Here is an 11870-nt window from a genome sequence, read left to right as displayed (position 1 = left end):
TCCTCAGTTGATGTCGAAGAGCGGGCCGGTGATGGTGAGTCCCAGCTCGTGCCCGGCGTACGAGAAGAACGCGATGAGCATGAGCGCGGCCCCGGCCAGCGCGATGTCCTTGAAGAACATGATCATCTCCAGCTGGCGGGTCTCGGCCTCCGGCTCCTTCCAGAAGGGGTGCATCAGCAGCGCCGTCGGGATGAGGAAGACGACGACGAGCAGTGCTCCGAGGTCCGCCCAGATGCCGAGCAGAATGCTCAGCGCGCCGGCGAGCAGAAGGATGCCGCTGCCGAGGACGGTGGGCGCGGCGGGCACAGCGACGGGGACGCGGCTGGAGACGTACCCCGCCATGGCCTTCGTCTGCGTCAGGTGGTTCACGCCCGAGCTGAGGAAGAGCACGGCGAAGAGGATACGTCCGATGAATACCAGGATATCCACGGTGACCTCCGGTACAGAGGAAGTTGAACCTGGAAGTTGAACCCAGAACTACCTACCGGTCAACGTACCCACCCACTGTCTCCCTGTCACCGTCCCGGTGCCAGCCGCGCGTCAGTACCGCGTCAATACCGCGTCAGTACACGGAAGCGTGGGCGCGCGCCGCACGCGTTTGTCAGCTTCCGGATCGGTTACTCCTGCGAGGTACGCCCGTCCCGGATTCAGGAGATTTCCTATGGCCCAGCGCAGTCCCCGCGCCGACGACACCCCCGACGGCGACGGCACAGCCCTCCCCGGCCGGCCCGGCAGTGAGTCACCCTCGTTCAGCGAACCCACCGAACCGCGTGAGCCGCTGCCGCCCAAGCCGGACCAGGCGTGCCCCGAGGCTGTCTCCCCCACCGGCAAGCCGACCGGGGCGAACGCCTCCGCCCGCGCCCAGGGCGGCTCCTACCTGACGACGGCGCAGGGAGTCCGGCTGTACGAAACGGATCACTCGCTCAAGGCCGGGCCGCGCGGTCCTGTACTGCTGCAGGACCACCATTTGCGTGAAAAAATCATGCACTTCGACCATGAGCGCATCCCGGAGCGCGTGGTTCACGCGCGCGGAGCCGCCGCGCACGGCGTCTTCCGCGGCTATGGCTCGGCCGCCTCCGTGACCAAGGCCGCGTTCCTCGCCCGGGACGTGGAAACACCGGTGTTCGTACGGTTCTCGACCGTCCTGGGGTCGCGCGGATCCGCGGACACGGTGCGCGACACGCGGGGCTTCGCGACGAAGTTCTACACCGACGAAGGCACCTTCGACCTCGTCGGCAACAACATCCCGGTGTTCTTCATCCAGGACGCCATCAAGTTCCCCGACATCATCCACGCCGGCAAGCCGCATCCGGACCGGGAGATCCCGCAGGCGCAGAGCGCCCACGACTCGTTCTGGGACTTCGTCTCGCTGCACACCGAGGCGACGTTCCACACGCTGTGGGCCATGTCGGACCGCGCGCTTCCGCGCTCCTTCCGGATGATGGAGGGCTTCGGCGTCCACACCTTCCGTCTGGTCGACGCCGAGGGCGCGACGACGCTGGCGAAGTTCCACTGGAAGCCGAAAGCGGGCGTCCACTCCCTGGTGTGGGAGGAGGCACAGCTGATCGGCGGCATGGATCCCGACTTCCACCGCCGCGACCTCGCGGACGCCATCGAAGCGGGCGCGTACCCCGAGTGGGAACTCGCCATCCAGACCTTCCCCGACACTCCCGAGCAGACCTTCGAGGGCATCGATCTGCTCGACCCCACGAAAATCGTGCCCGAGGAACTGGCGCCGGTGCAGCCCGTCGGACTGCTGACACTCGACGCGAACCCCACGAACTTCTTCGCCGAGACCGAGCAGGTCGCCTTCCACCCCGGCCACCTGGTCCCGGGCATCGACATCACCGACGATCCCCTGCTGGCCGGGCGGCTGTTCTCCTACCTGGACACCCAGATCTCCCGGCTGGGCGGACCCAACTTCGCGCAGATCCCGGTCAACCGCCCGCAGACGTCCGTCAATGACATGCTGCGCGACGGCATGCACCAGACCGCCGTCCACACCGGCGTCGCGCCCTACCGCCCGAACTCCCTGGACGGCGGCTGTCCCTTCCTCGCGGGCACGGGCAACGGCGCGTACGTCGAAGTCCCCCAGCCGACGCCCGCCGCGGAGAAGGTGCGTGAGGCTCCGACATCGTTCGCCGACCACACCAGCCAGCCCCGCCTGTTCTGGCTGAGCCTGACACCCGTGGAGCGGGAACACGTCACCGCCGCCTACACCTTCGAGCTCGGGAAGTGCTACGAGACGGCCGTCAAGGAACGGGTTCTTCAGGTGCTCGCCGAGATCGACCCCCAGCTGTGCGAGCGGGTCGCCGAGGGTCTTGGCCTGCCCGCCCCGAAACCCGCCGAATCGCTCGCCGCGGTCGAGCCGAGTCCCGCGCTCTCCCAGCTGGGCAACACCTGGCCCACGACCGGACGTGTCATCGGCATCGTGGCCGACGAGAGCAGCGACCTCGACGGCGTACGCGCCGTACGGCAGGCGATTCTCGACGGCGGCATGGTGCCGCTGGTCATCGCCCCGGCGGGCGGACAGCTGGGCGGCAACGGCGCCGGCAACGGCACGGTGGCGGTTCAGCGCAGTTTCGCCACTGCCCGCTCCGTCGAGTTCGACGCCGTCCTGCTCGCGAGCGCGCCCGCTCCGGGTGGGGACGCGTACGGCGCACGCGATGCCAAGGCGGCTCAGCTCAACACCGCGGAGGGGGTCGATCCCCGGGTGCTGCTGCTGGTCGGTGAAGCGTTCCGGCATGCCAAGGCCATCGGCGGCTGGGGGCGGGGACGGCTCGTGCTGAGCGCGGCGGGCGCCGAGGGCGCGGCAGGTGTCGTGATCGACGACGATCCGCGGGCTGTCCTTGGCTCCGTCGTGGAACTGCTGGGCAAGCATCGCGTGTGGGACCGCTTCCCGCCCGCATGAGTACGCCCGCATGAGGACACTCTCATTTCCGGTTTCAGAACCCCATGGGCAGGAGGCAGGGATCAGTCAGCAGCCACCGGGTATCCGAGGACCACACGACCGCGCCGATGACAAGGACGGTGCATCCGTGAGCAGGACCGTGGCGAGCGAGAGAGACGAACCGGGGGGCACACCGGTGCGCGAGAGTGCCCGGCCGCTGCCCCTGGACCGTACGCAGGCGATCTTGGAGGCCGCCAAACAGGTGGCCGCCAGGCTGAAGAGCCTGGGGCTGCCCTTCGCGCTGGCGGGCAGCGTGGCCGCCTACGCGCACGGCGTGCCGGTCAGCCTTCAGCACGACGTCGACTTCTGCATCCTGCGCGAGGACGCGGAAGCCGTGACCGAGGCTCTGGAGAGCGTCGGCATCGAGGTCCATACGCCGCCGGAGGACTGGCTGCTCAAGGCCCGGAGCCATGGCGAGCAGATCGACCTGATCTTCGAGCTGGCGAAGCAGTGGGAGACCCGGGAGCTGCTCGGCCGGGCCGAGATCCTGCCGGTGGACTCGGTGCGGATGCCTGTGCTGACGCCCACAGACCTGCTCAACAGTCTGCTCGCGGCGTTCTCCGAGCATCACTGCGATTTCGGGCCCGTCCTTCCCATCGCCAGGGCACTCCGGGAGAAGATCGACTGGGAGCTGCTGCGCCGCCAGCACCAGGATTCGCCGATGCCGGACGCCTTTCTCTATCTGCTGGAACGTCTGGGTGTCATCGAGAAACGTGTCGCCAAGGAACAAAAGGAAGAAAAGGAAGAATGAGGAACAACGGGAGGCAGAGCCGTGACGCACACCGGCAGCACGGAGTACCGCATCGCCCACCTGCGGGACCGGCTGGCGACGGGGCCGACCGCCGAAATGGGCATACGGATCGAGATGCGCGGGGACAGCGTCCTGCTGTCGGGCACCGTCCCGAGCTCGGCCTGCCGTGACGAGGTTCTGCGCATCGCCGAACACCACCTGGCCGGGCTGTCCCTGCGCGAAGACCTGATGGTGGTGTCCTCCAGCGCCCCCGACCATCCCGAGGAGCTCACGTGATCCGAGTAGCCGCAGTCGGCGACATCCACCTGGGGCCGACGAGCGCGGGAACGCTCCGCCCGGCCTTCGAAACCCTGCGCGCGAGCGCGGATCTGCTGCTGCTCGCCGGTGACCTGACGCGGCACGGCACACCCGACGAGGCCCGAGTGGTCGCCGGGGAGGTGGCCGGTCTGGGGGTGCCGGTGGTGGCCGTCCTGGGCAACCACGACTACCACAGCGACCAGCAGGACGAGGTGACGGCGACACTCGGCGAGGCCGGTGTGACCGTGCTGGAGGGCGCGTCCACGGTCCTGGACCTCAACGGGACGCCGGTGGGCGTCGCGGGCGTCAAGGGCTTCGGCGGCGGGTTCGCCGGACGCAACGGCGGCGAGTTCGGCGAACCGGAGATGAAGGCGTTCATCCGCTACACCCGGCGCTGCGCGGACAGCCTGCGCCGGTCCCTGGAGGGGCTCAAGGAGCGCGGCTGCGCCGTACGCATCGCCTTGACGCACTACGCGCCCGTGCCCGACACCCTGGCGGGGGAACCGCTGGAGATCTTTCCCTTCCTGGGCAGTTACCTGCTGGCCGAGGCGGTGGACGAGGCCGGTGCCGACCTGGCCGTACACGGTCACGCGCACCTGGGCACGGAGCACGGGATGACGAGCGGCGGGGTACGCGTACGCAATGTCGCCCAGCCGGTGATCGGCCGGGCGTTCGCCGTCTACCACCTGCCGACGGCGGCCGACAGGGACACCAGGGGGGCCTCGGCGGGATCGCGACGCGCCGCCGCGATCCGCTAGACGATCACGATCGGACCGTCCGATTCCGGGCTCCAGCCTTCACTCCAGAGCCTTCACTCCGGCCTTCAGGGAGCACTCTCATGTCCGTTACGCTCGCGCCCGTCGCCCATCGAACCATCGAGATCGACGGTGTGGAGATCTTCTACCGCGAGGCCGGACCCCCCGACGCGCCCGTCGTCCTGCTGCCGCACGGCTACCCGTCATCGTCGTTCCAGTACCGCAACCTCATGCCCGCGCTCGGCGACCGGTGGCGTTCGGTCGCGCCGGACTTCCCGGGCTTCGGTTACAGCCAGACACCGGACCCGGCGAGCTTCTCCTACTCCTTCACCGGCTACGCCGATCTCCTCGACCGGTTCGCGGACGCTCTCGGCCTCCGCCGGTACGCGCTCTATCTCTTCGACTACGGTTCCCAGGCCGGCTTCCAGCTGGCCATGAAATACCCCGAGCGGGTCACCGCGCTGATCATCCAGAACGGCGACGCGTACGAGCACACGCTCGGCCCCAAGTACGCGGCTCTGCGGGAGTACTGGGCGGACCCGACGCCCGAGCGCCGCGACGCGCTGGCCACCGCGGTGAGCCCGTCCGGCCTGCGCGAGGAGGTTCTCGGCGAGGTTCCGCGGCACATGGCCGAGCGGATCAGCCCGGATCTGTGGGAGCTGTCCTGGCCGCTGATGAGCCGGCCGCGGAACCGCGAGATCATGGTCGACCTCTTCGCGCGCATCGAGTCCAGCGTGCGACTGTTCCCGGACTACCAGGCGTACCTGCGCAGCCACCGGCCGCCGACGCTGATCGTGTGGGGCCCACACGACGGCTATATGCCCGAGGAGTCCGCCAGGGCCTACCTCACCGACCTCCCCGACGCCGAGTTGCACATGCTGAAGGACGCGGGTCACTGGGCGCTGGAGACCCACTTGGACGAGATCGTGTCCCTGATGAGGGACTTCCTCGGCCGTATCGCGGCATGACGGAGACACCCGGCCCATTCACCCGCCGGGCGCGCGGTCAACCCGCCGGGCGCGCGGTCAACCCGCCAGCTGTACCGCCTCCTCCGTGCGCCGGACAGGGGCCGGGGCCGGGCCCTGCGCCCGTACCGGCATCGCCGGCGGGCGGCTCGTGCGGTGCCACGCGGCCCTCCAGGCGCTGATGCGGTGGTCCCGCTCGCCGCAGGCCCGCACGTACGACATCAGCAGCGCCTCGGAGGGCATGCGTAACCCGGCCAGCACATCCGCCAGCGTGGACCGCGGCAACGGGCCCGAGTCACCCGCGCGGGCACGTTCCTGCAAGGTACGCAGCGACGGGTTCCCGGCGTCCATGCGAAGCCGGTGCATCGCCTCCAGCAGGTGAGCGGGCTCGTAGACCAGCTCCAGCGCCCGGCCGCGGCGGCGCGTGTGCGGCGGCGGCGCGGCAGCCGCGGCGGAGCGGATCGTCGGCTCCCGATACTCCCGGCACTCCCGGTCCTGTCGGTCCTCCCGCTCCTCCCGGTCGCGGGCGGCGCGGACCGCGCGTTCCCACATCACCCAGGCCTGCCGCGCGGACGCGCCGCAGGCCGCGGCGTACGCCTCGACGACCTGGCGGCGGGGCAGAATCAGCCCGCTGTCGGCCCGCGAGAGCGTCACCGCGGAGCAGCCCGGCCGCCCGGTCCGCTCGGCCATCTGACGGTACGTAAGTCCAGCGAGCCGGCGCAGCGACCGCAGCCACTGCGCCAGCTCACGGTAAGGGGCCGACTCCTCGAGAACCCCCTTGTGGCGCCCCATTCCTTCCCCCTCCTTCTCGTGCCCGGTCCACTTTCCTTGTGGGTCGGCCTTTCCCTGTGTCTTCCGGTCAATTGGCTGCGGTCGGACAGCCGGTGACCCAAGCGAAATGATGGATGATTCACTGCCTACGGTCCATACGGCATCCCCATTGATTCAGATTGTCCGAGAACCCGTGGAACAATCAACTCCCCGGCGTAACGCACTGTCCATTGGAGCACTGCCGTCCGCACAGCTTGCAGGCGCACACGGTACGGACCGTTGAATTCAAAGACGCCCGCTGTCCGGCACGGCGGGGCAGGTTGGCACTTGCGCCGGACAGTTGCCGTCTGGTGGCATGGCCCCCACGACCAGCACGGATTGACCATGACTGGAGGTACACCAATGCCTGATTCCACCGAAGAGCAATTCTCCATCCTGATCGGCTTGATCAAGGATGTGAAGCCGAGCCTCAAGGACACCGAGATAAAGCCGGAGCATTCCCTGGTCGAGGATCTGGGGCTGGACTCGCTGGACGTACTGCAGCTCGCCCGCAAGGTGAACCGCGACCTCGGCGGGGCATTCGACCTGGAGTCGTGGGACGCCGATTCGGATTCCCACAACAGGTCGGTGGAATCGATTCTGAAGCACCTCGAGACCGCTGTCGTATAACTCGGCCAAGGGGGGACGACATGACCTCACAAACGCCGCCGAAGCGCGTCGCGGTGGTCACCGGCGGCTCGCGCGGAATAGGTGCCGCCATATGCAGGAGACTGGCGCGCGACGGTCTGACCACACACCTCGTCTACCGCGACGCCGATGAAGCCGCGGAACGGGTCGTCAAGGAAATCACCGCCGCGGGCGGGCATGCCTTTTCCCACAAGGCGGACGTCTCGGACGAAACGCAGGTGCGTCATCTGGTCGACCGCGTGCTCAATCAGGACGAGGCCGTACATATTCTGGTCAACAATGCGGGCGTCATCGACGACCGTCTGCTGGCGCTGACCAAACTGCCGCAGTGGGACCACGTGTTGCGCACCAATCTGAGCGGTCCGTTCCTCATGTGCCGGGCCGTCCTGCCCGTCATGCTGGAGCAGTCCTGGGGCCGCATCATCAACATCTCCTCCAACTCGGTGCGCCGGCCCGGCCCCGGCCAGACCGCGTACGCCGCGTCGAAGGGCGGCCTGGAGGCACTGACCCGCGGTCTCGCCTCAGAGGTGGGGCACAAGGGCATCCGGGTCAATACCGTGGCGCCCGGCGCGATCCGCACCGATATGACCACGCCGCTCGCCACCCGTCTCGGCCTTTCCACGGCGGGAATGGGCTGGGGGCTTCCGGAAGACATTGCCGGGCTCGTCGGATTTCTGGCGACCGACGATGCGGACTACATCCAGGGCCAGACGATCACGGCCGACGGCGGACGCCTGGTGATGCGTCCACGCAGCTCCACAACCAGCCTCTGATGGAGGGAGGGACACGTGACCGAGACCGAAGCGACTTCTGACACCGTCCCGAGGGAACAGCGCGCCATAAGATACTGGGAAGATCTTCAGGGAGCCCCGCCCCGTACTTACGGCCCAGTAGTGTTCACCAGTGAGCTGCTGGATCAATTGCTCGACCTTCTCGGCGAGAAGCATCCGATCCATGACAGCGGCGCCTTCGCGCGGATGGCGGACCGCAAGCAGCGCATCGTTCCCGGTGGGTTCATTCACGCCATCACCTCCGGCTGGGCCGTACAGCACGGAAATCCCGCCGCGATTATCGGGCTGCGATCAATGAACTGGGACTTCGTCAGGCCCCTGTACCCCGACACGCCGTTCTACTTCACGACCGAAACCGAGCACACCGAAGCGATCAACGAGCGCTGCGGTCTGGTGAAGAACGTACGGCGGGTACGCGACGCGGACAACCACGTCTACGCCATCGGGCGGATGAGTGTGGTCATGCTGCGCCGTTCGTACCGTGGCAAGGAGGTGTCCCGATGAGCATCGAGGAATGCCGGCCGCTGAAGGACAAGGTCGCACTGGTCACCGGCGGGTCCCGGGGCATCGGCGCGGGCATCACCCGCAAACTGGCCTCTTGGGGCTGCACGGTCTGTATCAACTACGTCGACCGCGTGGGTCCGGCGCGCAAGCTCGCGGCGGAGCTGGAGGAGCAGGGCACCAAGGTCACCCTGCACCGCGCGGACCTCGGCGAGCCGAGCGCCGTCGAGGGGCTCCTCGATGAGATCCAGTCACTCCACGGCGATCTGCACATTCTCGTGCACAACGCCGCCGCCACGAAGTTCATCTCGCTGGAGGACGCGACCCTGGACCAGTGGCAGTTCGTCCAGGACACCAACGCCCGCTCGACCTGGCTGCTGGCCAAGCACGCCGTACCGGTGATGCGTGACCGCCCCGGCGCCCGCTTCATCACCATCACCAACTCCACCACCCAGCGCATCATTCCGCGGGCCGGGCTCTTCGGCGCGGCCAAGGCGGCACTGGAGACGCTGACCGACTATCTCTCGTACGAACTCGCGCCGTACGGAATCGTGGCCAACTGTGTCCGCCCGGGGCTGGTGCAGACCGACGTGTTCGCGGTGCGGCCGGACTTCGCGCACGGCGTGAAGCATGAAATGGCCATCTCTCCTTGGGGCGAGGGCCCGATGACCACCGTGGAGAACAGCGCCGACGTGGTGGCCATGCTCTGTCTCGACGAGGCGAGCTGGATCGCCGGCCAGACCATCACCGTGGACGGCGGTTACCGCCTGTGGGGCAACACCGGCATGCGGGCCAAGGCCGGCCCGCGAGCCCCGGTCGCGGAACCGGAGGCCTCATGACCGGCATCGTCATCACCGGCACCGGAGTCATCACCGCCGCCGGTACCGGGCCCGGGCCCGTCCTGGACGCCATGGCCTCGGGCGACACCCTCTTCAACCGGCCGAACAGCCAGGGGCAGAGCCCGCCGTCGTGGCTTCCCTGGCCCCTCGCCCACATGGGGCTGTCCACGATCCCCTGGCCGAGCGGCGACCCGTGGGTGAACAACCAGAAATACGCCAGCGCCACCGCGCACGCGGCGGTCGCGGCGGCGCAGCTGGCGCTGGCGACCGCGGGCTGCGCGACGGAGGACGACGCGGTGCGCTGCGGCACGGTCCTGTCCACGGGCACCAGCGGCGGGGACGAGCTGAACGAGGTCATCCCCAAGCTGGCGGTGCTGGCCGAAACGGACCCCCGGCCGCTGGCCAAACTCCTCTACGAGGAGGTCCCGGACTACTCCTATCTGCGCGGCATCCCCTCCCAGGTCGGCCAGTTCGTCTGCATGGCGGCCGGATTCCTGGGCTCCAACGTCGCGGTGTACGGGGAGTCCGGAGCCGGCGGACTCGGCGGGGTGTCGGTGGCCGTGCGGCTGCTCGAAAGCGGGGAGCTCGACCGTGTCCTCGTCGTCGGGGTCCAGCCACCGCTGTCCGGCACGGTGCTGGCGGCCCTTGACCGCGAGGAGCCGTTGGCCACCCGGGCGCAGGCCGGCCGCGGCCCCTTCGACCGGGGCCGGGCGGGCACCTTCCTCGGCGAGGGAGCGGCGGCCGTCATGCTCGAACGCGCGGACGTGGCCCGCGCCCGCGGGGCCGGCGTGCTGGCCGAGGTGCTGGCCTGCGAGACGTTGTGCGCCACCACCCGCACCGCCGCCGTCGAGCAGGCGGTCGGCCTGGTGACGGAACAGGCGGGACGGCGTCCGGACCTGTGGTGGGCCCACGGCTCCGGCTCGGTTTCCTCGGACCGCGATGAGTGCCGAGCCGTCGGCCCGCAGGTGGCCGGCGCCCCGGCCACGTCGAGCAAGGGCACCATCGGCAACGCCTTCGAATGCGCCGGCCTGATCGACCTGACGCTCGCCGTCGAGGCACTCGACCGCGAGCAGATGCCGCCCGTGGGGCTGTTGAAGGAACCTGATCCCCAGCTCGGTGACATCGACTTCGTCCATGGTTCCCCGCGCCCCCTCCCCGGGACGGGGAGCGTACTGATCACCACATTCAGCCCCGGCCCGCGCGCGACCACGGCCGGGGCGGCCATGATCACCAAGGGAGGTCAGTGATGGTCCATCAGGTCGTGATCACCGGCATGGGCGTCGTCACCCCCAACGCCGGCTCGGTGGCACCCTTCTGGGAGGCCAATCTGACGGGCAAGTCCGGTCTTTCCCTGGAGCGGCGGATGGATCTGTCCGCGCTGCCGTGCGGCTGGGTGGCCGGGATCATTCCCGATGACATCAAGAAGTCCGTCGAAGCGCGGACGGGCAGGCCGGGCCGCCCCTGGGTGGACATGCTCCTGCACGCCACCGTGGACGAGGCCCTGAAGGACGCCGGGGTCGAAGGACCGCTCGAGCGCCCGGCCGGACTGCTCTGGTCACGGGTCTGGCCGGGGCCCAGCGGCTCCTTTCCCGACGACTACGTCGCGTACATGAAGAACATCGCGGAACGGCAGAAGATGGTGGGCGACGACCGGGCGGCGGCCCTGGAACGGCTACGGGCCGAACCCGCTCCGCCGGGACTCTCCGACCTGTCCGCCTTCCCCACCGACATATCGAACCGGCTCTCCACTCCGCTGGTCACCATGGGCCTCGAAGCCACCTGCGCGGGCGGGCTCCGCGGCGTGGCGGAGGCAGCCCGGCTGCTGCGGTCGGGGAAGATCGGGCTCGCGATCGTGGCGGCCGGTGTGTCCCGCAACAACCACTATGTGCTCTCCCAGTACGCGCAGCTCATGGCGCTCTCCCGCTGGCAGGGAGCGCCGGAGCAGGCGTCGATGCCCTTCGACAGGCGGCGCTCCGGCATGGTGATCAACGAGTCCGCCGGTGCGCTCGTCCTCGAAACCGCGGAGCACGCGCGTATGCGCGGGGTCGATACGGTCCATGCCGTCGTCGGCGGCTGGGGGCTCGCGGTGGACATCAGCCATGTCACCGCGCCGCGCATCGAGACGGTCGAACGTGTCATGCGCGGCGCCCTGAAACACGCGGAGGCTATGCCGGAGGACATCGACACCGTCAACGCCCATGGCACGTCGACACGGCTCAACGACATCACGGAGGCGCGCGCCCTGCACCGGATCTTCGAGGGGCGCATGAAGTCGATCGACGTCTGCGCCGTCAAGTCCCTCACCGGCCACGGCTCGGCGGCCTCCGGCGTCGTGGAGTCGGTCGTCGCGGCGCTGACCCTGTGCCGCGGCGTCGTACCGCCGGTGGTCACCTGCACCGAGCCGGACCCCAAGTGCGACGTCAAGACCTCTCTGCAACCGGTCGAACGGCCCGTGCGGACCGTCCTGAAGAACTCCTTCGGTTTCGGCGGACAGTACGCGTCGATGGTCTTCAAACGGCCGCTCAATCCACGGCTCGAGGCGGCTGCGGTGGCCGTCGACTGA

At 68.9% G+C, this 11870-nt stretch carries 13 protein-coding genes; 11 read left to right on the top strand and 2 right to left on the bottom strand.

Features of this window, described 5'->3' with window-relative positions; translation table 11 throughout:
* Positions 1-3: 3 nt before the first annotated feature.
* Positions 4-429, bottom strand: a complete 426-nt coding sequence (locus ACIHCQ_RS33680) for a DoxX family protein (protein WP_399671113.1) — start codon at positions 427-429, stop codon at positions 4-6.
* Positions 430-661: 232 nt separating this feature from the next.
* Here ACIHCQ_RS33680 and ACIHCQ_RS33675 point away from each other — a divergent pair, with 232 nt between their 5' ends.
* The 5 genes from ACIHCQ_RS33675 (at position 662) to ACIHCQ_RS33655 (ending at position 5721) form a co-directional block, all read left to right on the top strand.
* Entirely contained in the window at positions 662-2911 is a 2250-nt protein-coding gene (locus ACIHCQ_RS33675) for a catalase (RefSeq protein WP_399671110.1), read from the top strand.
* Positions 2912-2993: 82 nt separating this feature from the next.
* Positions 2994-3701 carry a nucleotidyltransferase family protein gene (locus ACIHCQ_RS33670; protein WP_399671321.1) on the top strand — a complete coding sequence of 236 codons (708 nt, stop codon included), beginning with the start codon at positions 2994-2996 and terminating at the stop codon, positions 3699-3701.
* 21 nt (positions 3702-3722) lie between these two features.
* A complete protein-coding gene (locus ACIHCQ_RS33665; protein ID WP_399671107.1) occupies positions 3723-3977 on the top strand; it encodes a hypothetical protein in 255 nt (84 codons plus the stop codon).
* A complete protein-coding gene (locus tag ACIHCQ_RS33660) occupies positions 3974-4756 on the top strand; it encodes a metallophosphoesterase (protein WP_399671105.1) in 783 nt (260 codons plus the stop codon). The genes ACIHCQ_RS33665 and ACIHCQ_RS33660 overlap by 4 nt, the downstream gene beginning before the upstream one ends.
* Before the next feature lie 80 nt (positions 4757-4836).
* Positions 4837-5721, top strand: coding sequence for an alpha/beta fold hydrolase (locus ACIHCQ_RS33655; RefSeq protein ID WP_399671103.1), 885 nt, complete (start codon positions 4837-4839; stop codon positions 5719-5721).
* A gap of 57 nt (positions 5722-5778) precedes the next feature.
* Here ACIHCQ_RS33655 and ACIHCQ_RS33650 read toward each other — a convergent pair whose 3' ends face one another.
* Positions 5779-6510, bottom strand: a complete 732-nt coding sequence (locus ACIHCQ_RS33650) for a helix-turn-helix domain-containing protein (protein ID WP_399671100.1) — start codon at positions 6508-6510, stop codon at positions 5779-5781.
* Positions 6511-6891: 381 nt separating this feature from the next.
* On the opposite strand from ACIHCQ_RS33650, the gene ACIHCQ_RS33645 reads away from it, so the two are divergent.
* Genes ACIHCQ_RS33645 through ACIHCQ_RS33620 form a run of 6 tightly spaced genes read left to right on the top strand, consistent with a single transcriptional unit; the run spans position 6892 to position 11870 of the window.
* Positions 6892-7158 (top strand): acyl carrier protein, encoded by a 267-nt coding sequence (locus ACIHCQ_RS33645; protein WP_399671097.1) that lies wholly within the window; start codon positions 6892-6894, stop codon positions 7156-7158.
* Positions 7159-7178: 20 nt separating this feature from the next.
* A complete protein-coding gene (locus ACIHCQ_RS33640; protein WP_399671094.1) occupies positions 7179-7949 on the top strand; it encodes an SDR family NAD(P)-dependent oxidoreductase in 771 nt (256 codons plus the stop codon).
* Positions 7950-7964: 15 nt separating this feature from the next.
* Complete coding sequence (locus ACIHCQ_RS33635) at positions 7965-8471, top strand: hypothetical protein (protein WP_399671091.1); 507 nt, start codon at positions 7965-7967, stop codon at positions 8469-8471.
* Positions 8468-9307, top strand: coding sequence for an SDR family NAD(P)-dependent oxidoreductase (locus ACIHCQ_RS33630; RefSeq protein WP_399671088.1), 840 nt, complete (start codon positions 8468-8470; stop codon positions 9305-9307). The genes ACIHCQ_RS33635 and ACIHCQ_RS33630 overlap by 4 nt, the downstream gene beginning before the upstream one ends.
* Positions 9304-10554, top strand: coding sequence for a beta-ketoacyl synthase N-terminal-like domain-containing protein (locus ACIHCQ_RS33625; protein ID WP_399671085.1), 1251 nt, complete (start codon positions 9304-9306; stop codon positions 10552-10554). Before ACIHCQ_RS33630 ends, ACIHCQ_RS33625 begins: the two co-directional genes overlap by 4 nt.
* Entirely contained in the window at positions 10554-11870 is a 1317-nt protein-coding gene (locus ACIHCQ_RS33620) for a beta-ketoacyl-[acyl-carrier-protein] synthase family protein (RefSeq protein WP_399671083.1), read from the top strand. The genes ACIHCQ_RS33625 and ACIHCQ_RS33620 overlap by 1 nt, the downstream gene beginning before the upstream one ends.

Source organism: Streptomyces sp. NPDC052236 (assembly GCF_044548015.1).
Classification (GTDB): Bacteria; Actinomycetota; Actinomycetes; order Streptomycetales; family Streptomycetaceae; genus Streptomyces.
Note: the sequence above shows the minus strand (reverse complement) of the source record. Positions and strands in the feature narration are given on the sequence as shown.